This window comes from Streptomyces sp. NPDC006326, from assembly GCF_040612915.1.
Taxonomy (GTDB): domain Bacteria; phylum Actinomycetota; class Actinomycetes; order Streptomycetales; family Streptomycetaceae; genus Streptomyces.
In genome coordinates, this window is record NZ_JBEXRC010000057.1 from 17499 (window position 1) to 38695 (window position 21197).

The 21197-nt window shown below is 75.3% G+C and carries 16 protein-coding genes; 6 read left to right on the forward strand and 10 right to left on the reverse strand.

The window, feature by feature from the left end; translation table 11 throughout:
- Positions 1 to 28: 28 nt before the first annotated feature.
- The 3 genes from ABZ128_RS31285 to ABZ128_RS31295 are packed head-to-tail and all read right to left on the reverse strand — an operon-like array spanning position 29 to position 7097.
- On the reverse strand, positions 29 to 988 hold the full coding sequence (locus ABZ128_RS31285; protein WP_356852732.1) for an ABC transporter ATP-binding protein: 960 nt from the start codon (positions 986 to 988) through the stop codon (positions 29 to 31).
- A complete protein-coding gene (locus tag ABZ128_RS31290) occupies positions 985 to 3726 on the reverse strand; it encodes a hypothetical protein (RefSeq protein WP_356852734.1) in 2742 nt (913 codons plus the stop codon). Before ABZ128_RS31290 ends, ABZ128_RS31285 begins: the two co-directional genes overlap by 4 nt.
- A complete protein-coding gene (locus ABZ128_RS31295) occupies positions 3723 to 7097 on the reverse strand; it encodes an FtsX-like permease family protein (protein WP_356852735.1) in 3375 nt (1124 codons plus the stop codon). The genes ABZ128_RS31290 and ABZ128_RS31295 overlap by 4 nt, the downstream gene beginning before the upstream one ends.
- A gap of 191 nt (positions 7098 to 7288) precedes the next feature.
- Between ABZ128_RS31295 and ABZ128_RS31300 the strand changes: the two genes are divergently transcribed.
- On the forward strand, positions 7289 to 7990 hold the full coding sequence (locus ABZ128_RS31300) for an ABC transporter ATP-binding protein (RefSeq protein ID WP_356852737.1): 702 nt from the start codon (positions 7289 to 7291) through the stop codon (positions 7988 to 7990).
- Between the two features lie 15 nt (positions 7991 to 8005).
- Here the strand turns inward: ABZ128_RS31300 and ABZ128_RS31305 are convergent, their stop codons facing one another.
- A complete protein-coding gene (locus ABZ128_RS31305) occupies positions 8006 to 10219 on the reverse strand; it encodes an FUSC family protein (protein ID WP_356852738.1) in 2214 nt (737 codons plus the stop codon).
- A gap of 228 nt (positions 10220 to 10447) precedes the next feature.
- Between ABZ128_RS31305 and hemC the strand changes: the two genes are divergently transcribed.
- Complete coding sequence (hemC, locus tag ABZ128_RS31310) at positions 10448 to 11386, forward strand: hydroxymethylbilane synthase (protein ID WP_356852740.1); 939 nt, start codon at positions 10448 to 10450, stop codon at positions 11384 to 11386.
- 25 nt (positions 11387 to 11411) lie between these two features.
- The gene (locus ABZ128_RS31315) at positions 11412 to 12605 is read left to right on the forward strand and encodes a Gfo/Idh/MocA family oxidoreductase (protein ID WP_356852742.1); all 1194 of its coding nucleotides are present in this window, start codon (positions 11412 to 11414) and stop codon (positions 12603 to 12605) included.
- A gap of 107 nt (positions 12606 to 12712) precedes the next feature.
- Here the strand turns inward: ABZ128_RS31315 and ABZ128_RS31320 are convergent, their stop codons facing one another.
- Together ABZ128_RS31320 and ABZ128_RS31325 are read right to left on the reverse strand one after the other, a co-directional pair.
- A complete protein-coding gene (locus ABZ128_RS31320) occupies positions 12713 to 13312 on the reverse strand; it encodes a hypothetical protein (RefSeq protein WP_356852744.1) in 600 nt (199 codons plus the stop codon).
- Entirely contained in the window at positions 13309 to 13575 is a 267-nt protein-coding gene (locus tag ABZ128_RS31325) for a hypothetical protein (RefSeq protein WP_356852745.1), read from the reverse strand. The genes ABZ128_RS31320 and ABZ128_RS31325 overlap by 4 nt, the downstream gene beginning before the upstream one ends.
- A 173-nt stretch (positions 13576 to 13748) precedes the next feature.
- On the opposite strand from ABZ128_RS31325, the gene ABZ128_RS31330 reads away from it, so the two are divergent.
- Positions 13749 to 14477 (forward strand): DUF2625 family protein, encoded by a 729-nt coding sequence (locus ABZ128_RS31330; RefSeq protein WP_356852747.1) that lies wholly within the window; start codon positions 13749 to 13751, stop codon positions 14475 to 14477.
- 246 nt (positions 14478 to 14723) lie between these two features.
- Here ABZ128_RS31330 and ABZ128_RS31335 read toward each other — a convergent pair whose 3' ends face one another.
- The 4 genes from ABZ128_RS31335 to ABZ128_RS31350 all read right to left on the reverse strand — a co-directional run bounded on the left by ABZ128_RS31335 (position 14724) and on the right by ABZ128_RS31350 (position 18364).
- Positions 14724 to 15962, reverse strand: a complete 1239-nt coding sequence (locus tag ABZ128_RS31335) for a cytochrome P450 (RefSeq protein WP_356852748.1) — start codon at positions 15960 to 15962, stop codon at positions 14724 to 14726.
- 24 nt (positions 15963 to 15986) lie between these two features.
- A complete protein-coding gene (locus ABZ128_RS31340; RefSeq protein WP_356852750.1) occupies positions 15987 to 17378 on the reverse strand; it encodes an FAD-dependent oxidoreductase in 1392 nt (463 codons plus the stop codon).
- Complete coding sequence (locus tag ABZ128_RS31345) at positions 17371 to 17625, reverse strand: ferredoxin (protein ID WP_356852768.1); 255 nt, start codon at positions 17623 to 17625, stop codon at positions 17371 to 17373. Before ABZ128_RS31345 ends, ABZ128_RS31340 begins: the two co-directional genes overlap by 8 nt.
- A 106-nt stretch (positions 17626 to 17731) precedes the next feature.
- Positions 17732 to 18364: a hypothetical protein gene (locus tag ABZ128_RS31350; protein ID WP_356852751.1), complete on the reverse strand. Its 633-nt coding sequence runs from the start codon at positions 18362 to 18364 to the stop codon at positions 17732 to 17734.
- A 244-nt stretch (positions 18365 to 18608) separates the two neighbouring features.
- Here ABZ128_RS31350 and ABZ128_RS31355 point away from each other — a divergent pair, with 244 nt between their 5' ends.
- Positions 18609 to 20687 (forward strand): SpoIIE family protein phosphatase, encoded by a 2079-nt coding sequence (locus tag ABZ128_RS31355; RefSeq protein WP_356852752.1) that lies wholly within the window; start codon positions 18609 to 18611, stop codon positions 20685 to 20687.
- A 63-nt stretch (positions 20688 to 20750) separates the two neighbouring features.
- A complete protein-coding gene (locus ABZ128_RS31360; protein WP_356852754.1) occupies positions 20751 to 21191 on the forward strand; it encodes a hypothetical protein in 441 nt (146 codons plus the stop codon).
- Positions 21192 to 21197 lie beyond the last annotated feature (6 nt).

Sequence of the window (21197 nt, forward strand, 5' to 3'; positions counted from 1 at the left end):
CTCCCTCCGATCCGCCCCCGTCACCCGTTCACTGCGCTTCCAAGTCGTCGCGGCGGACCTCGATGCGGTCGGAGGCGAGATCGACCGCCACCCGGTCCTCCATGCCCAGGGCCTGCAGGAACTTGTACGGGAGCTGCACGCGCCCGGTGCGGTCGAGCATCACGTACTCGCGCTCGCTCACCGACTCCGCCCCGTGCTCGTCGGTGACCGTGCGCCGCAGCACCTCGCTGCTGGTGCGGCCGTCGCGGATCGCGACCGTACGGCGGACCTCGCCCGCCACGAGCGGGTCGTGGGTCACGATCACCACGGTCGTGCCGAGTTCCCGGTTCACGGTCCGGAAGGCCTCGAAGATCGCGGCTCCGGTCTCCGAGTCCAGTTCCCCGGTCGGCTCGTCCGCCAGCAGCACCGCGGGGTCGTTGGCCAGGGCCACCGCGATGGCGACCCGCTGCTGCTGGCCGCCGGACAGCTCCGCCGGGCGGCGGTCCGCCAGCCCGCCGAGCTCCAGGAAGTCGAGGAGCTCGGCGACCCGGGCGGCGCGCCGCGCGGCCGCGCCCCGCCCTCCGCTCCGCAACTGCATGGGCAGGGCCACGTTCTGAGCCGTGGTCAGGAAGGGCAGCAGGTTGCGGGCCGTCTGCTGCCAGACGAAGCCCACGGTCTCGCGGCGGTAGCGCAGCCGGTCCCGCCCCGACATCTCCAGCAGGTCGCAGCCGCCCACCACGGCCTTCCCGGCGGTCGGCACGTCCAGGCCGGCCAGGATGTTCAGCAGCGTGGACTTGCCGCTGCCGGACGCGCCGACCAGCGCGATCAGGTCCCCCTGCGCGACGGTCAGTTCCAGCCCCTGCAGGGCCTGCACCTCGACGCCGGTCGTGGTGAAGATCCGGACCAGGCGGTCGCAGACGATGGCGTGGCCCGCGTCGCGGCCCGGCGGCCCGGCTGTGGCCGGCGCCGTGCGGCGCAGCTCCTCGTACGTGGGCGCTTCGCTCTTCAACGCTGGTCTCCCGCTCTCAACTCGGTGGTGATCTGACGACGGCCGGACGTCACGGCCTCGGCGCACACGGCCAGGGCCACGAGCGCGGCCAGGCCCAGCGCCTGCCCGAGCACCGGCCGCACCGCCACCCGCAGACCGGTCGGAACCGCGGCGCCCACCAGGGTGCTCAGGTCCACCGCCGGAGCGAGCAGGGCGACGGCCGCGGCCGCGAGCAGTCCGCCGCCGAGGGCCGCGGCGACCGCCTGGGGCAGCGCCTCGGCCAGCACCAGCGCCAGGCCCTGCCGACGGCGCAGGCCCATCGTGCGGAGCCGGGCCAGCAGCGCCGCGCGGTCGGGCGCCGCCCGGACCAGGGTGAGGAGCACGCACAGCACCGCGAACCCCGCGGAGCCCGCGAGGGACGCCCGGAACAGCCGGGCCGCAGAGCGCTGCAAGGGGTCGCCCGCCAGCTCCGCGTACACCCCCGTGCTGGTGCGTACGCGGTACGAGTCGAGGACCGCCGCCGGGACGTGGGCGCGTACCACCTCGTGCAGCCGGTCGTCGTCCACCGCGCCGACCGCGAACCAGTGCGTGGGCCGGGAGGCCTTCGGGTACTGGGCGGTGGCCGCCGCGGCGGGCAGGACGACGAAGGCCCTGCCCTCCGGGAGGGCGGGGGTTCCGTCGACCACGGCAACGGCCTTCGCCCGCAGCTCCTCGCCGTCCGCGAACCGCACCCGGTGGACGCCTCCGGTGGCCCGCTTGAGCAGGTCCCGGCTGAACAGGGCCGGCACGGCCTCGGGCGAACCCCCGTCGAGCAGCGCGGGATCGAACCGCCCGCGCCCGAGGGAGCGGGCGATCTTCGCGTACTCCACCGGATCGGCGACGACGACGGTGGCCCTGACGGAACCCCGGTCGCTGTCGAAGACGTACCCGTCGGCGTCCACCCACGCGGTGAGCGAGCCCCGCACCCCGGGCAGCCGCGCCGCCGCCTCCGCCAGCGGCTGCGCCACGGGGACCCCCGAAGGCGGCGCGATCTGCGCGTCGCCGCCCACGCTCTCCCGGGCCGCCTGGAGCCGGACGGTGTCCACCGCCGACAGCACGGTGGCCCCGAACCCGCCCGTGGTGACGGCGAGGAGCAGCGCGATCAACGGGAGCGCCGGCGGCCGCGCCCGCCCCGCGGCGCCCCGCGCCGCCCGGGCCAGGCCGAGGAAGAGGACCAGGCCGGACCCGCGTCCCGCGGCGCGGGCCGGCGCCCCGACGAGCACCGGCAGCAGCCGCGCCAGCAACAGGCCCCCGGACAGCGCGAGCAGCAGCGGGGCCGCCACCAGCAGCGGGTCCGGATCCTGCCCGGCGGGGGAGATGCCGCGGCTGCGCACCTCGAACACGGCGGCGGCCGTGGCCGCCAGGACCAGCAGCTCGCCCACCAGGCGCCGGCGCGGAGCAGGCGGGCGCGGGGGCGACAGCAGCAGGAAGGCCCGTACGGGGAAGGCGAGCAGCATCACGAGCGTGACGCACGCGGCCGAGATCAGCGAGGGGGCCCACCGGGGCGTCGGCAGCAGCAGCCAGGCGAGCCCGGTGGCGAGCGCGGCGGCCGGCAGTACGGTGACCGCCGCCTCCCCCAGGAGGCGGCCGGCGATGCCGGCGCGGGAGCCGCCCCGGGCCGCCAGCAGCCGCAGTTCGGCCCGCCGCCGGTCACCGGTCAGCCCGGCGGCCAGGCACAGCACCACCAGGGCCACCCCGGCGAGCCCCGCGGGCCCGATCGCGGCGAGCGGCGCCGCGGCCTGCCGGCGGGCCCGGGCCTCGGTGAACAGCTCCGGCAGGCCCGAGGCGACGCGCAGGTCCGGCCGCCCGGACCGTGCGGCCAGCGCGGTCGCGGTGGGACCGGCCACGAACGCGGAGATCTCCTTCTGGACGGCGGGCAGCCGGTCGGCACGCAGCCTGCCGGTGTCCACCGGAAGGCGCCAGAAGTCCTCGGAGCGCTCGCCCCAGGCCGCCAGCCCGTCGAGGGCCTCCGGGCCGACGAGGGCGGAGGCCTGCCAGTACACCTGGGGCAGGGGCCCCTTGGTGCTGCTGCGGCAGGCGCGGACGAGGCAGCTCAGATCGGTCCAGAAGGCCGCGCCCGGGTCGTCGACGGCGTAGAGGCCGACGACCTCGGCGCCGATCGGAGCGTCGTGGCCCAGGGAGCGCCCCTGAAGGACCGTGCCGACCCTCGCCCCGAGGGTGTCGGCGACGCTCTGCGACAAGGCGACCTGGAGCGGGCCGCCCGGGGAGCCGCCGCCCGGCCACCGTCCGGAGACGAGCCGGGTGCGCGCGCCGCTCTCGCGCAGGTGGAACAGGTTCAGTACGGGATCCACGCCCTCGGGCCGGGCCAGTTCCGGATTGGCCAGTGAGCGCCCGCCCATGGCCCGGGCGCCGTGCACCTCGCCGTCCGCGGACAGGGCGAAGCCGTGGCCGGCGGGCGCCCGCAGGACGGAAAGGATCCGGTCCAGGTCCTCCGCGTTCCCGCCCGCCTCACGGGACTTGGCGGTGGCGAACAGACTCGTACCGCTGGTCCCCTCGTGCTCCAGGAAGGAGCGCAGGGCCTGATCCGCGCCCCGGTCCAGGGCGCGCGGCAGTCCCGCGCCCAGCAGGACGGTCAGGAAGGCCAGCGCGGCGCCGAGCAGGGCGGTCAGCGGCGCGGTGCGCAGCCGGGTCCGCACCCAGGGGGCGAGACGGGCGTGCGGTGGCGTCGACCGCCGGGACGCGCCGGACGGGCTGCTCACATCTCCTCCACGGACCGCAGCCGGGCGGCTGCGCTTGAGGCGTTCCGGCTGCGCCGGCCCCCGAACAGGGCCGACAGCAGCGGGACTGCCGCGATGCAGGCCGCCAGCAGCACCGTTTCACCGGCCGGCAGATCCACGACGACCGCAGGTACGGGGCGGTGCCCGCCCGAGGTCAGCACCATCAGCGGCACCGTCAGGTGCACGATGGCCGCCCCCAGCCCGATCCCCACGGCGGTGGCGAGGACCACCAGCACACCGCTCCCGGCGGCAGCGGTCCGGGCCAGGTCCCGGCGCGGGGCGCCCAGGGCCAGCAGGACGGCGAACTCCCCGGCCCGTTCCTGGGTGTTCGCCGCGGCGGACGCCGCGAAGCCGATCCCCGCCAGCACCGCGCAGGCGAGGGCCAGCGCCGCCAGTGCGGCCTGCGGTCCGGCGCTCAGCGGGTCGTCCAGCAGCCGCGCGAGCACCTGCTCGCGCAACTGGACCTGCTGCGTCCCGCCGGCCCCGGACCGCAGTTCGGCGGCGGCCAGGGAGGGGGCCGGGTCGCCGGCGGAGGCGGCCGGGAGCCACCACTCGGTGGCCGCGGGCAGCGCCGTCCCGCCGTCGGCCGCCAGTCGGTGCCCGAGGGTGCGCAGGTCGACGGCCAGGGCGGCCCCGCCGGCCGCGGGCAGGGATTCCACGGCTCCCGTGATCCGTACCCGCACGGTGTCGAAGCCCAGCGGTACGGAGACCACGTCACCGACGGCCGAGCCGATGCCGGCGAGGTACGCGCGGGTGGCGAGCGCCGGGACCTCGGCGGCCGGCGGGGCGCCCGCGGTCACCGGGACCTGGAGGTCGCCGTAGTCGGAGGACCGGTAGTGCAGCCGCAGCAAGGCACCGTCCGAGGACCGGAGTTCACCCGTGGACGGGGCGCCTTCCACGCCGCCCTTGGCGGGCTCCGGCCCCGCCAGGTGCCAGGCGGGCGCGGGGGCGGGCAGTGCAGCGGCCGGGCCGTCGGCGCCCTGCGCCACGGCGATCCCGCGCACCGTGAGCTCGGCGTCGACGCGCGGCGGCCGCTGCGCGTCGCCGTACTGCGGGGCGGGCGCGGTGAAGGAGAGGACGATCCCGCCGATCTCCAGCGGAGCCGCGGCGGACCCGACCGGCGCATCGGCAAGCCCGGCGAGGTCGAAGGAGGCCGTGCCCCCGCCGTTCACCGGGAGCGGGGCGGCCGGCGTCCGGTAGGTCAGCCCGAACCGGTCGCGCAGCAGGAGGCCCAGCCGGGGACGGCCCGCCTCGACGGGCGCCGTCACGGACACGTCGAGGTCGACCCGCTGTGTCCGGGCGGGCAGGGCGACACCGGTGGGCCCGGCGGGGCTCGCCGCAGCCGCGGGACCCGCCGGGTTCGCGGGACTTGCGGAGGTCGCGGGCCCAGCGGCGGCGCCCGGTGCGGGCGCCGTCAAGGGGCCGAACACCTCCTGCATGCTCCGCCCGTCCCGCAGATCGGGCCGCAGCGGTACCCGTTGGGCCACGGCCGGGGCGTCCAGGGCGAGAACGGTGGCGGCCCCACCGCCGGGCAGCGAGTGGTCGTGGCGGACCACCGGGATCACCCGGTCCCCGCCCGGGAGGGAGGCGTAGCGGCCGCCGCGGCCCAGGGGGGACAGATCGCCCCCGACGATCCGCAGCCCCCCTGCGGTGGCGAACTCGGCCTGGTCGCGCTGGGATCCGGTCCACGCGCGGTGCTGGCCGAGGGCCAGGACCCCGCTGGAGACGGCGAGGACCAGCAGCAGTACCGGGCCGGTGGCCTGCCGGGGGCGGCGGGCCAGCTGCCAGCCGGTCAGCGCGGGGCCGAGCCCGCGGCCCCGCGCCGCCATCCGGCTGCCCAGCCGCGCGGCGAAGGGCAGTACCCGCAGGACGAGTACCGTGCCCGCGCACAGGGCCAGGGTGGGCGCGGCGACGAGGACCGGGTCGACCCCGAACCACCCGGCCCCGGCGGCCGCCCGGCTTCCGTCAGCGCCGTACCGGACGAGCTGCGCGTAGGCGAGGACGGCGAGTGCCACCAGCGCGAGGTCTCCGCCGGAGCGGACCACGCCGGCCACGACGGCCTGCCGGGCGCCGGTACGGCGCAGGGCCGCGGCGGCCGCCCCGCGCAGCACGGCGGGCAGCGCGGTCAGCAGCACACAGCCCAGGGCGCAGCAGCCGGCGAGCGCCCACGTCAGCGGGCTCGCCGAGGTGTCGGGCGCCGGCTTCGCCGCCGGGCCGGACCGGGTGAGCAGGCCGAGCAGGGGAGGGGTGAGCAGCGGGGCCAGGACGGCGGCGGGCAGGGCCAGGAGCAGCGACTCGAAACCGGTGAGCAGAGCCAGCCGTCGGCGGGAGGCGCCCCGGGCGGTGAGCAGGATCCGCTCGGCCTCCTTGCGTTCGGCCATGAGGTACGCGACCAGCAGCAGCGCGGCCGCGGCCAGCACGGCGAGCTGCAGGGCGCCGACGAGCAGCGTGGACCGGGCGACCCGCTGCGCCGACTCCAGTTCCCCGAGCAGCTCGGGCAGTTCGGTGGCCGCCTTGATTCCGGCGGCTTCCAGCGGGCCCGCGGCGGCGTCCGCGTCCGGGCCGGTGGCCCGCAGGCCGGCTGCCGCCGCGCGGACGGCCTGGACGTCGGCGGGCCGGGCGGCGGAGAAGTCCGCGGTCAGCAGGCCGGCCCGGCTGTTCTGCGGCAGGGCCCCGCCGGTGAACGCGGAGTCTTCCGTGAGCAGGGGCCCGTAGGTGGTGAAGCCGGACACCTGGACCTCGCGGCCGCCGATCGGGTCGAGCCGCCAGTACGGGGAGCCGGGATCGGCCGCCCGGTAGACGCCCGTCACCTGCACGGTGAGCGGGGCCCCGCCGTAGCGGTCGTCGAGCCGGATCTCCGCGGGCAGCGCGTCGGCGACCAGCCCCAGCCGGGTCAGCAGGGCCTGCGGGGCGGCGGCCTGGACCGGGGCGGAGGGGTCCGCGGCGGGCTGCGGCCACCGGCCTGCCAGGAGCCGCGTACGCGAGCGGTCCAGGGCGGCGAGCAGGGTCAGATCGGCGTCCTTGCCCGGGGCGTGGGCGCCCGGCAGCCCGTACGAGCGACTGCGCGCCACGCTCTCGACGGCGACGGGCAGCCGGCCGAACAGCCGGGTGGCGAAGGCCCGTACGGCCTCGTCGTCCTTGGCCCGCGTTCCCGCCGCGTGCTCACCGGTGACCACGACGGTGGTCCGGGCGTGTCCGGGGCCCTGCAGGGCCTGGCGCAGCCCGGCGTCCGGCACCACACGGGTGAAGGCGAGCAGCGCGGTCAACGCGGTCGTGGTGATGAGCACCGTGAGCAGCACGACGGCAGCGAGCGGCAGTCGCCCGCGCAGCCGGCGTGCGACGAAGCCGAGCATGGTGTGTCCCCTCCCCCGATCCGGAGCGTGAACCCCGGATAGCGGACGATGTTTTCAGAAACGATCGTGAGGCGGAAGGGACTTGCGCGAAGGATGTGAGGGATGAGCAAATTCAGCAGGGAGTCGAAAGACAGGGGTCGGATGGGCGGCAACCACCCGTGTCCACCGACCGATTCGCGGGGGAGCCGGTCATGACGCAGCAACACACCACACCCGGGCCCATGGTGGCCGTACACGACGTGCACCGCAGCTTCGGATCCGGCGAGCGGGCCGTCCACGCCCTGCGCGGCGTCTCGTTCGAGATCCGCCACGGTGAACTCACCGCCCTCAAGGGCCGGTCCGGCTCCGGCAAGACCACCCTGCTCAACCTCGTCGGCGGACTGGACACCCCGACCAGCGGGAGCATCTCCCTCGACGGCACCGACCTGGCCACGCTGGACGAGGCGGGACGGCTCGCGCTGCGCCGCGACCGGATCGGCTTCGTCTTCCAGTCCTTCGGCCTGCTCCCCGTCCTGACGGCCGCCGAGAACATCGGCGTCCCGATGCGCATGCGGAAGGTCCCGGCGAAGCAGCGCGAGGAGCGGGTCCGCACCTTGCTGGCCCTCGTCGGCCTCGCCGACCACGCCGATCAGCTCCCCGGCGAACTCTCCGGCGGCCAGCAGCAGCGCGTGGCCGTGGCCCGGGCCCTGGCCAACGAACCCGACCTGATCATCGCGGACGAGCCCACCGGCCAGCTCGACTCCGAAACGGGCCGTTCCATCATGGAGCTGCTGCGCGCCGCGGTGCGCAGCGAGGGCGTCACCGCCCTGGTGGCCACCCACGACCCGACCCTGATGGAACTCGCGGACCAGGTGGTGGAACTGCGCGACGGCCGCATCGCCGTACCCGTCTAGGGGGCGTCCCGGCCTTCACGAGTGCGGCACCCGCGCCGGTGGTCCGGACATGTGCTCCAGGTCCGTGGTCAGCGAGTCGAGCCAGACCAGCGCCGTGAAGAACAGCGGCGGCTCGTCCGCGCCGAAGCCGTCCAGGGGGAGCGGTGGTCGGGGGCGGTCCGGCGCAGGGGCGGGTGCGTCGGAGCCCTTCGGCGGGGCGAGGCGTACGGCGGCCCGCTGCATTCCCCGCCCCACGGTGGACCCGTACTCCCGTACCAGCGCAGCCGCCTCCGCGCCCGGCGGGCCCCCGTCCGAGAGTTCCCGGACCCGCCGTGCGCCCCACAGCACGTGGTGGCCCGTCATCAGCACGGCCTGCCAGTCCGGGCCCGGACCGGGCGGCCGCTGGGTCTCGCTCTGGTACTGCGCGTACGCCGTCTCGGCCATGATCAGCGCGTGCCGCACCCGCGACTCCCGGTCGTCGAACACCGCTTGCCCGCCACCGGGCCGCGCGGCGGGACCCCGGAGGGCGACACCGTCCGTGGTCTGCTGCACATGGTCCCCGCACTCCGCCAGCAGACGGGCCACGGCCCTGCCCAGCTCGTCGTGGGCGCCCCGCGGCCAGGCGAGCAGCCCGCAGACGAAGCCGATCGAGCTCCCGATCAGAACGTCCACGAACCGCACCTCGGCCAGCTGCCACGTGGCGGGCGACAGCTGGGCGAACACCAGCGCGATGACCAGCGTGAACAGCCCCTGCGACCAGCCCACCCCGCGCACCGGCCCGATGCAGAACGCGGCCAGCATCAGCGGCGGCAGCACGAACGCGTACACGGTCGACGCCGTGCCCGTCAGGGAGAGGACGCCCGCCGCCGCGAGGGCGCCCAGGCAGGTCCCGATCAGCGCGGCGCGCACCGCCGCCCGGGTCTGCACCGCGGTGGTCCGGGTGAGGCTCAGGACGGCCAGCATCGCCCAGAAGCCGTGCGGCAGCGAGCCCAGCGCGGCCACCGTCCGGGCGGCCGCCAGCGCCAGACTGATCCGCACCGCGTTCTGGAAGAACACCGAACGGGGGCCGGCATGCCCGGCGAGCCGGTGCCGGTACAGCGCGGCCTCGCTCTGCTGCGCGTACCAGAACCGGCCCGTCGGATGGTCCGCCTCCGCCACCGCCGCCCGGCCCCGTACCGCCATGTCGGCCGCCGTCCGCAGCGCCAGCGCCGCGTCCGCGACCTCCAGCAGCAGGGCCTGTCGCCGCCGGACCTCCGCCACCGGGGCCGGGGCCGTCGTCGCGACGCGGGCGCGCCGCCGCCGCAGTTCCTCCGCCCCCTCGGGGCGACCGCCCTCCCGCAGCTCCCGCGCCACCGCGTCGGCCGTCGCCTGCACCGCCCCTACGAGCTCCAGGCCGGGGGGCGCGGGGGAGCGCCCGGCCGGGGGCGGCGGCAGGTTGTGCAGCCGGCCCAGCAGGGTCCGGGCGGCCAGCCCGGCGTGGGCCAGGGCGCGCTGGCGCAGCCCGGGTCCGGCGGGCCGCTCGGCCTCCGGCACCCGCGAGGACCGCAGGGACTCTCCCGCCGCCGAGGCCTGCGCCGCGAGCGCACCGGAGACGACGTGCGGCACCCGGGCCAGCGCGGCGGCGAGCCGGGCCGCCGTGGCCGCGGCGTCGGCGGTCCGCTCCCGGTACGTGGGCACCGGCGGGTCGGGCAGCAGGTACCGCTCGGCGACGAGCAGCAGCAGCGCGCCGGCGGCGGCGCCCGTCAGCCGGTCGCCCAGACTCTGCGGGGCGTACGGCGGGAAGCACGGCAGGATGTACATCAGCTGGAGTCCCGGGACCGCCCCGGCCGTTCGGGGCCCGGCCGCCGCCGAGAAGGCGAGGCAGAAGCCGATGACCAGCATCCCGACCACGGCGGCCCAGTCCCGTACCGCCAGCCAGGTGCCGACCAGCACCAGGAGGCAGGCCGCGGGCAGCGCCCTGCCGATGACGGCGGCCCGCTGCCGCCCCGTGCCCGGGATCCGGGACAGCCCGCCCAGCGAGACGGCCGCGAACAGCGCGTACGTGGCACCGACCGGCCGGTCCAGCCCGTAGAGGAAGCCGTAGAAACCGGTGCACGCGGCGAGGGTCAGCCGTATCGCCCTGCGTGCGGCCGACGGCCAGGGACCCGTACCGCCCCGCAGCTCCCCGGCGGCCCGTGACAGCGCCGGCGCCCACCCGGTATCCGCACCGGACCGGTCTCCGCCCGCACCACCCCTGGGTTCCGTGGCCATACGGCACCGCCTGCCCGTTCGCGGTCCCCGGTTCCCAGCGTGCCAGGACCGTCCCGCCCCGGCGACTCCGGCGCCGCGGCGTCCGCCGCGGCCCCGGGCGACGGACCGGTCGGCGCCCCGGGTGGCGGACCGGTCGGCGCCCCGATCCCAACAGACTGTCGGAATCCGCACGCTTGTCGGCCCACTAGGCTTGACCAACGACCTTCGCCGTACGAGGAGTTGGCAGGCATGGGTGATGTGTTCGTCGTCGGGTCCCGGGCGAGCGCGCTCGCGAAGCAGCAGGTCAGGGAGTGGCTGGAGCAGATCCGGCCCGCGTTCCCCCAGGTGGTCTTCAAACGGCTGCTGATCACCGAGGGCGGCGACCGCGACAGGACCACCTCCACCCTCGCCGAGGTCGCCAGGACGTCCGGGGGTTCGGCGTTCTCCTCCGACCAGGAACACGCCCTGGTGACGGGCGCGGCCGACGTCATCGTCCACTCCCTGAAGGACCTCCCCACCCGCGTCGCCGAGGGCACGGTCCTGCTGACCACCCCGGGCCCGCGCCAGGACGTACGGGACGTGCTGTGCGGCGCCACGCTGGACGGGCTGCCCGAAGGCGCGGTCGTCGGCACGGGTGCGCCCCGCCGGATCGCCCAGCTCCTGCACCTGCGGCCCGACCTCAAGGTCGTCCCGATCCGGGGCAACGTGCCGACCCGGATCAAACACGTCGGACGCGCGGGCATGCACGCCGTGGTCCTCGCGGCCGCCGGACTGAACCGGCTGGCCATGACGCCCCCCGCGCACCAGCGGCAGGTCCTCGACCCGTCCGTGTTCCTCCCGTCCCCCGGCCAGGGGGCCCTCGGCATCCAGGTCCGCGCCGATTCGCCGGCCGCCCGCCTGCTCGCCGGGACGGGAGACGCCGAAGTGGACGCCTGCGTACGGGCCGAGCGCGCCCTGCTCGCCGAACTGCACGGCGGCTGCTCGGTCCCCGTGGGGGCCTGGGGCCGCATCGGCTCCGACGGCCGCCTGCACCTGTCCGCCGCCGTCACCTCGCTGGACGGGGCCGTCCAGGTCACCGCGGCGGGCGCGGGGCCGGTGGACGCTCCGGAGAAGGTGGGGGCCGCGGTCGCCGCAGACCTCCTCGAACAGGGCGCGGCGGACGTGCTGGCCGCCATCAGGAAGTCCTGAGCAACCCGGTCGAGGGAGACGGCTGATGCAGGACGTACGGATCGGAGTCCTCGGCTACGGCCTGCGCGGCAGCCTCGCCCGCGTCGCCCACCGCCCCGGACACGGCGCGGCGGTGACCGCCCTCGCGGACCCCGACCCGCGGGCCCGGGCGCTCGCCGCCACCGCCTTCCCGGGCGCCCGGACCTGTGCGGACCACCGCGAGGTCGTCGACGCGTCCGACGTGGACGCGGTGCTGGTCCTGACCCCGGACCACACGCACGCGGAACTGGCCTGCCGCACGCTCAGGGCCGGCAGGCCCGTCTTCGTCGAGAAGCCCCTCGACATCTCCGTGGAGCGCTGCGACCGGATCCTGCGGACCGCGTACGAGACCGGCACCCGGCTCTACGTGGGGCACAACATGCGGCACATGCCGGTGGTCCGCCTGATGCGGCGGCTGATCGCGGAGGGCGCCGTCGGGCAGGTCAAGACGGTGTGGATCCGCCACTTCGTCGGCTACGGCGGCGACTGGTACTTCAAGGACTGGCACGCCGAGCGGCAGTACACGGGCGGCCTGCTGCTCCAGAAGGCCGCGCACGACCTCGACGTACTGCACTGGCTGGCGGGCTCGTACGCCCAGGACGTGCAGGCCCTCGGCGACCTCATGGTCTACGGCGACAACCCGCACCGCCGCGCCCCGGGCGAACCCAAGACGCAGGACTGGTACACCGAGACGGGCCACTGGCCGCCGCACACGCAGCGCGACCTCAACCCGGTGATCGACGTCGAGGACGTGTCCCTGATCAACCTGCGCCTGTGCAGCGGGGTCCTCGCCGCCTATCAGCAGTGCCACTTCACCCCCGACTACTGGCGCAACTACACGGTCATCGGTGACGCCGGACGGCTGGAGAACTTCGGCGACGGCCCGGGGAGCGAGGTACGGGTGTGGAACACCCGGCGCTCGGCGTACCGGGCCGAGCCGGACGCCACCCACACGGTCGCGCAGGCCGAGGACCCGGGCGGGCACGGCGGCGCGGACCCGCTGCTGATCGACGAGTTCCTGCGCTTCGTCCGCGAGGGCGGGGCGACGGACACCTCGCCGGTCGCCGCGCGGATGGCCGTCGCCGCGGGATGCGGGGCGACGGAGTCACTGCGCGACGGAGGGAGCCCGCGGCGGATACCCCCGCTCGACCCCCGGCTGGCCGCCTACTTCGAGAACGGCCAGCGCCGCTCCCGGCACTAGTCCCCACAGGGCGTCCGTGCGCCGTCGATCTCGGAGCCGACAACAGGGCAGCGACATGACGTGAGCGCGGCGGCGGGCCGCTCCGGGTGAGCCAGTACACGGGGGGCTCAGCGCTCCTTGGTGGTCCCGAGGGGCCGTTTGTAGTACCGCCAGGGGAACCAGCCCGCACCGACGGGGATCCAGCCCTCCGCCTCCATCCGCCGGTGCCGGCCGCCGGAGGCGAGGGTCACCCGGCAGTGCTCCCACGGGTGGTCGGACGCCTCCACCTCGTGGAAGAGCGGACCGTACCCGACGAGGTGCCAGCCGTCGCGGCCGGCCTCGGCCAGGGCCGCCATCTCGGTGAACGCGGACACCGGACTGAGGATGCGGCGCTCGGCCGAGCCCGCGCCCCCGGCGGCCGGTCCGGATGCGGCGGCGTCCGCGGCCTTGCCCGCGAACCGCTGCTGGGCGGCCTGGCGGCTCACTCCCAGGACGCGGCCGACGGTGTCCCAGCTGTGTCCGGCGGCCCGCGCCCCCTGGACGGCCTCGCGCAGGAGCCGGCTCGCTTCTTCGGCACCGACCCGCGAGGCGTCCACCAGGCGCAGGTACCCGTCGGCGTCGTGCTCCAGCGACTCGGCCAGCCCTTCCGGGGCGCCGAGGACGGCGGCGGCGATGCCCTCGCGGATGCGGACGGCCTCCTGCGGGCCGAGCAGCGGCTCGCCGCTCATCGCCGTACGCCGGAGAGGGGCTCCAGTGCGTCGAGTACTTCCTCGTCGCGGCGCGCCCGGGCGGCGCCGCGGGTGGCCAGCGCGGCCATGGCGGCGATCAGCGCGAGTTCCACCACGACCAGCGTGACCCAGGCGGCCGTGCCCAACCGGTCGGCGAACAGCGCCGTCAGGGCGGGCAGGCCGGCGGTCAAGGGGATGAGGGCTGTGCAGGAGTTGTCGGAAGAGGCGTTCTCGCGGGACGCCTTCGCGTTCAAGATCGGCATGTGTCAAGGAAACCTTGACATGATCGGGTTGTCAAGGATTCCTTGACGCGACTGAAGGCCGCTCCCGGGCAGGCCCGCACGCCGCTCCCACCGCCCGCTCCGCCTCAACGCCCCCCGCAGCAGGGCGATCCGGCTGACGGGCAGGAAGCGGCGGCCGGTGCGACGATGTGGGCGTGCGCGAACTGAGCGAACTGATCGAGGTCGAGGACCCGGCTTGGCCGGTCCTCGTGGAAGAGTTCTCCACGGCCGCGGTGCCCGTGGAGGTCCTGCCCGTCGCCGCCGAACCGGCCCACGCCTCGCTCCTCCAGCTCCAAGTGACCGCGCAGTCCTGGCTGGGCGCCGTGGTGCTGCACTCCGGCGGAGTGCTCGTGGACGACGGCTGGATCCGCGTCTTCGGCAGCCCGCACCCCGACGATCCCCGGGGCCACCCGGGCCTCGCGCAGGTCAACGGCTTCCCGTGGTCCTTCGAACCCGAATGGACGCCGATCACCGGCCTCGTCGTGGCCCACGACGTCCTGGGCGGTGTCTTCGCCGTCAACGGCCCCGGTCCCGCAGGCGCCGGTCGCCCCGGTGAGCCGGGAGAGGTGGTCTACTTCGCGCCGGACTCGCTCCGCTGGGAGGCGCTCGGCGCCGGATACCCGGCCTGGCTGTCCTGGCTGCTGCGCGGCGGATCCGCAGAGTTCTACGCGGGGTTGCGGTGGAGCGGGTGGCGCGAGCTGACGCGTACGCTGCACGGCACCGAGGGCATATCGGTGGTGCCGTTCCTCTGGTCGGCCGAAGCCCGCCAAGAGCTCGTGGCGGCCAGCCACCGGCCCGTTCCCATGAGAGAGCTGCTCGCGCTCGGCCGGGACTCCGGCCGCCGACTGGACGGCCGGGACCCGGGGTTCCTCGGCGAGCTCTGAGCCCGCCCGCACGCCCGCACGCCCGTACGCCCGTACGCCCGCACATGCTGCGCCGTGAGCCGCCCATGCGCTCGTGTCCGCGCAGCGGTGTGATCCGTCTGCCGCCCGGCGCTGCGCGCCCGCGGAAACGGCCGTGAACGGCCGTGAACGGCTCCGCACAAAAGGCCGGAAGCGGCCACACGTGCGGCTCCGCCGGTCGACCGTGACCGGCGGAGCCGCACATGCGCCCTGCGGGCGGACCGCGGCTCAGCCGCGGATGCCGTCGCAGGCGATCCGCAGATGGCGCGGCCCGCGCAGCACCGCGTTCTGCCGGTACGGCGGCGGGTCCTCCAGCAGGCGGGGGTTCTCCAGGCGGCGCGCCAGCTCGCTCAGGGCCGTCTGCGCCTCCAGGCGGGCCAGCGGTGCGCCGAAGCAGCTGTGGATGCCGCTGCCGAGCCCCAGGTGCTGGACGTCCTTGCGGTACGGGTCGAAGCGGTCCGGATCCGCGAAGCGCCGCGGGTCCCGGTTGCCGGAGGCGAGGATCAGCCACATCGAGGAGCCCTTGGGAATGGTGACCCCGCCGACCTCGATGTCGACGAGCGGAGTGCGCTGCGGCAGCAGCTGAACCGGAGGCTCGAACCGCAGCAGTTCCTCCACCAGCGGCACCACGAGCCCCGGGGTCTCGCGCAGCTGGCGCAGCACGTCCGGGTTGCGCAGCAGCGTGAGCATCCCGTTCGTGATGAGGTTGACGGTGGTCTCGTGACCCGCGATCAGCAGCAGGGCGGCGGTGCTGAGGAGCTCCATGGTGCTCATCGCACCGTCCGGCCCCTGCCCGGTGGCCAGTTGGGAGAGCATGTCCTCGCCCGGGTTCTTGCGCCGCTCCTCGATCAGCCCGGCCAGGTACATGCCCAGTTGCATCCGGGCGTCGTGGGTGGTCTTCTCCCGCTCGCTGCGGTCGGCGTCGGGGTCGGGGTCGAGGCTCGCGGCGAGCGTGTCGGCCCACACGTGGAAGCGCGCCTCGTCCTCCCGCGGCACGCCCAGCAGCCGGCAGATCATGGTGACGGGGAACGGGTACGAGAACTGGTCGACCAGGTCGATCTCCGAGGGGTCCCCGAGATTGTCGATGAGGCCGGAGACGATGGAGTTCAGGTCACCGCGCATCCCGTCGATCCGGTGCGGTGCGTGCGGCGGGCCGAAGGGCCGGTTCGTCATCCGCCGGAGCCGGTCGTGCTCGGGAGGGTCCAGCTTCAGGAAGCTCGGCGGCAGCGCCGCGGCCCCCTCCTCGGCCTCCTCGGCCAGCGGATCCTTGGCCGTCGCCGCCAGGTTGCGGGCGTCCGAGCTCAGCCGCGGGTCGTGCAGCAGGCTCCGGATCTCGTAGTAGGTGCTGATGACGTACGGCCCGTTCCCGTCGTGGTGGACCGGGGTCTTGCGCAGCTCCTCGTACAGCGGATAGGGGTTCGCGCGATTGGCGTAGTTCAGGATCTCGCTCAGGATGCCTTGCGTCATGCGGGCCCTCCGAGGACGTGCGGGTCAGTGCCCGGCGGGGGTGAACGTCATCCGCCGGTCCGCCGGCGAATATCCGCTGAGGGTGATGGTCGGCCCGTGCGTGGGCACGGACGGGTCGGGGAAGTCGGCGGGCATCGGCTGCTGCCCTTCGGAGCGCCGGTCGACCGTGGGGAACGGCGGCGGGAAGGGCGCGGTCCGCTCGATCTGCTCCTCGTAGAACTGCAGCCACCGCGCGTTGTCGAAGGTGACCGCCCCGATGACGCGGCCCTGGTACCCGTACACCCCGGTGAAGCGGCGTTCGGCCCGCGACCCCTGGGTGATCATGATCTCCGTGCCCATCGGCGGCACGCCGACGGACTTGATGTTCACCCCGAACTGGGACGACCAGAAGGCCGGCACCCAGATGTGCGGGCGCCGTTCGGCGCTCTCGCTGAGCATGTTGTGGGCCGCCGTCTCCGCCTGGGAGACGGCATTGCCCCAGTGCTCCAGGGACAGGAACTGGTAGCCGAACAGCGGGTGCGGGGAGCGCGCCACGTCGCCCGCCACGTAGATGTCGTCGGTGACGATGCCCCGGATGTCGAACGCCCGGCAGCCGGCGTCGCAGGCGATACCGCGCGGACCGGCCCCGAGCCCGGAACCCAGCAGCCATTCGGTGTTGCGCTGGGCGCCCAGGGACACGACGACCACGTCGCACTCCAGGGTGGTCCCGTCGGAGAGGTGCGCGGCCCGGACCCGCCCGGCCGAGTCGCCCTCCAGCGCCGTGACCATGACCCCGGTCCGCAGGTCGACGCCGTGCTCCCGCTGGAGCTCGGCGGCGACGGCTCCGATCACCCCGCCCAGGGCGCCGACGAGCGGCGCGTCGCCCCGCTCCGCGACGGTGACCGCCAGCCCGCGCTCCCGGCAGGCGGAGGCGATCTCGGAGCCGGTGAATCCGGCGCCGATCACCAGCACCCGGCGCGGACCGGCGTCCAGCCGCCGGGCCAAGGCCGCGCCGTCGTCGCGGGTGCGCAGGACGAAGACGCCGTCGAGCTCCCCCTCCGCCTCGTTCGGCCAGCGCCGGGCCCGTACGCCCGTGGCGATCAGCAGCCGGTCGTACGGAACCTCGTCGCCGTCGGCCACCTTGACCGTACGGGCCGTCATGTCGAGCCCGCTCGCCGCAACCCCGAGCCGCCAGTCCGCGTCCAGGGCCAGCCGCCGGGGGAGGGCGGTGTGGTCGGCGCCGGCCTTGCCCAGCAGCACCTGCTTGGACAGCGGCGGGCGGTCGTACGGTTCGTACGGCTCGTCGCCGATCAGGGTCAGCGAACCCTTGAAGCCCTTCTCCCGCATGGTCTCGGCGGCGCGCAGCCCGGCCAGCGAGGCCCCCACGACGACGATCCGGCCCTCGCGCTTGAGCTGCTCCAGGCTTCCGTCAGGCATGGGGCGCCGCCGTGGTGGGGGCGGTGGCGGCCCCTGCGCCGGCGGGGGCGTCCAGGTCGATCGTGTCCACCATGATCGCCTGGACGGGGCACGCGGCGGCGGCCTGGGCCACGCGTTCGCGCTGGGCCGCCTCGGCCTGGGGGTCGTAGAGGAGTCCTTCGTCCCCGTGCATCGCGAAGACATCGGGTGCGAGGAACGCGCACTGCGCGTATCCCTGGCAGCGGTTCAGGTCGACGACAAGCCTCAACAAGGTGCGGTCCTTTCCGTGGCCCCCTCGACTCCCGGACCATCCTGCGCGGGCCGGGCCGGGCCGGCCCGTCCGCCCGGGCCATCGGGGTGACGGCGGCGCGCTCTCACGCGGGACGGCGGGCCGCCCGCAGGATGTACAGGCTGATGACGAGGGCCCAGGCGGGGAAGACCAGCTCGGACCACGGCAGGGTGGAGCCCACCACCAGCAGGACCAGGCCGGCCACCATCCCGGCGAGGCTGAGGGGGCGGGGGAAGACCCTCATCCTGCGTCCGATGGCGGAGGTCGCGAAGACGAAGACGGCGGCCATCCGCAACCCGTACGTCGTGAGCAGCTCGTACGCGAGGTGCCGGCCGAACGCCTGCGGCTGCCCGGAGCCCAGTACGCTCCCGGAGGCCGCGGCGGCGCCGAAGAGGCAGGCGACGAAGACCAGCCCGCTGCCCAGGAAGACGGTGGCGATGAACCGGTCCTCCTTCTCGCCGGTGTGCGCACGCAGCGCACCCATGAACCACAGGAAGGCGATCCCGGCGAACGGCACGAGTTCCACCGCCGTGGCCACCGCGTTGCGCTGGCTCTGGTCCAGGTCCACGGTGTCGCCGTCGGCCCCGGAGGGCAGCCCGGTCCGGACGAGCACGATGGCCGCCGCCAACAGGAGGGCGAAGACGATCCCCGCCAGTCCTGCGGCCCGCGGGGTCTGCAGGCTCTGCTCCCGGGAGGCACCCGGTGATCGCTGTCTCATCCGTCCAGCAAGCCGGGCGCGCGGCCCGGCGGCCAACGGGCGCACCCGGTCGGGTGAGGCGATCCGCCCGCCCGGCTCCGCGGGAACGGGACGGCTCCGCGGGAACGGGACGGCCCCGGCGCCGCGGGGCGCCGGCCGTCCCTGATGCCGGGGCGGCCCACCGGTGCCCATACTGACGGGAGGGGGACAGGTGCGACGGGTCGCGCGAGCAGCCCGTTGCGGCGACGGGTCGGAAGTGCGGCGGATGGAGCAGGTGCCCTTCGATGACGTGACCACCAGCGCGGCCAGGGACGCGGGGGGATGGCTGGGCGCCCTGCCCGTCGCGGTCGTGGCCACGAGCGCCGACGGGCTGATCGTCCGCTGGGACCATGCCGCGGAGGACCTGCTGGGCTACCCTCCGCACGACGTACTCGGCCGCCACATAGCCGAGCTGCTCCACCCCGGCGCGGACCGGACCCTCGGCCGGTCGCTGTGGGAGGGCGCGGCCACCGGGCGCGGGGTGATGGGGACGGTGACGGCCTGGCACAGCGAGGGACGCCCGCTGGAACTGGAGATCTGGGCCTGCCCCGTCCCGGCGCGGCACCGGGGCGGCACGACGGTCCTGGTGTTCGCCGTGGACGCGCAGGCGGCCCGGCGCATCCGCGGCTCCTCGGCGGTGTGGGACGGGCTGTTCTCCCGTTCCCCGGTGGGAATCGCCGTGCTCGACACCCAGCTCCGGTTCCTGCGCGTCAACCCGGCCCTGGAGGCGATGAACGGCCTGCCGCAGGCGGCGCACGTGGGACGCCGCCTGGTGGAGATCCTCCCGGACGTCAACGGCGCCGACATGGAGCGCGCGATGCGCCGGGTCCTGGCCACCGGGGAGCCGATCCTGGACTACCGCCGCACCGGTCGCACCCCGGCCGACCCGGACCACGACCACGTGTGGTCGGGGTCGTACGTGCGGCTGGAGGACGCCGACCGGCGTCCGATCGGCCTGACCGCCACCTTGATCGACATCACCGCCCAGCAGCAGGCCCAGTTCGAAGCCGAAGCAGGCCGGCGCCACCTGGCCCTGGTCAACGAGGCCAATGCCAAGATCGGCACCAGCCTGGACATGGAGCGCACCGCCCAGGAGCTCGCCGACGTCGCCGTGCCCGACCTCGCGGACGCGGTCACCGTCGACGTCCTGGACAGCCTGGCCGGCGGCGGCGACCTCGGCGCCGGCCTGATCGGCGGCGCCGCACTGCGCCGCCTGGGCAAGGCGCCGCTGACCGGCTCGCAGATCACGGCCACCCTCGCCCCGCTGGGCCGCACCCTGACGTTCCCGCCCAACGCCCCGTACAGCCAGGCCCTCAGCGACCGGAGCCCGTTCGTCATCGAGAAGCTCGACGAGGAGACGATCGCCCCGGCCGCCCGCCATTCGGCCATCCCGCAACGGCTGTTGGAGCAGGGGGTGCACTCCTTCATGATGACCCCGCTGCTCGCGCGCGGTGTCGTCCTCGGGCTGGCGACCTTCTACCGCACCCGGCACGTCGGCCCGTTCACCCCGGACGAGGTGTCCCTGGCCGGGGAACTCGCCTCCCGGGCGGCGGTGTGCGTGGACAACGCCCGCCTCTACAACCGCGAGCACGACACCGCCACCGTCCTGCAACGCAGCATGCTGCCCCAGCACATCATCGCGCCGCCGGGCATCGAGATCGCCCACCGCTACCTGCCGGCCAGCGACGTCAACGAAGTCGGCGGCGACTGGTACGACGTCACCCCCCTCGGCGGCGGTCGCGCCGCCCTCGCCATCGGCGACGTGATGGGCCACGGCACCGCCGCCGCGGCGGTGATGGGGCGGCTCTCCGCCAGCGTGCGGGCCCTCGCCCGCCTCGACCTCGCCCCGGGCGACCTGCTGTACCAGCTGGAGGCGGCGCTGGAGGACCTGGCCGAGCCGATGCTCGCCACCTTCCTGTACATCGTGGTCGACCCGGCGACCGGCCACTGCCAGGTCACCCGCGCCGGCCACCCCCCGCCGGTGAGCGTCGCCCCCGACGGCACGGTCAGCGTCCTGGACGTGCCGCCCGGCCTGCCGCTGGGCGTCGGCGGCGGCACGGCCTTCACCACCGCCGAACTCACCCTCGCCCCCGGCACCCTGCTCGTCCTGTACACCGACGGCCTGATCGAGGCCCGGGGCGCGGACATCGACGAGCGGCTCGGCGAACTGACCGATCTGCTCGCACAGCCCGTCCGGTCCCTGGAAGGGCTCTGCGACAGCCTCCTCACCCACCTCGTCCCGGCCGCGGCCGACGACGACATCGCCCTGCTCATCGCGTCGGTCAACCCCCACGGGACCGCCTGACCCCCTGCGGGGCGGCCCCCGGATTCCCTAGAGTGGGAGCAGGATGCGGCGGGGGGAGCACGGATGTCCACGTGGAACGGGATCGGCACCAAATACCTGGGCTTCAGCCGTGCGCGCGCCGACGGCAGCCACCACGCCACCGAGTGGTTCGTCGTGGCCTCCATGCCGATCGTCCCGCTGCGCCGCCATCACCTGGTGGTCGGCCGTACGACCTACACCCGGGGCACGGCCGCCGGGAGCACCTCGACGACCACCTACCGCTTGCTGGGCCGAACCCGCCTGCGGTGGCGCGACGTGCTCGCCACGTACGCCGCCTGGTGGGTCGTCGGCCCGGCCCTGGTCCTGGCTCCGTTCCTCCTTTTGTCCTGGGCGGACGGTGATGCCGGCCGCGGTTCGGCCTTCTGGAGCGGGGTGATCGTCATCGGCGGCCTGGTGTGGGTGGTGGGCCTTCCGTTCCTGCTCATCACGCTGTCCCGGCGCCGGCGCGGACTGCCTCCGGGATGACGGCGC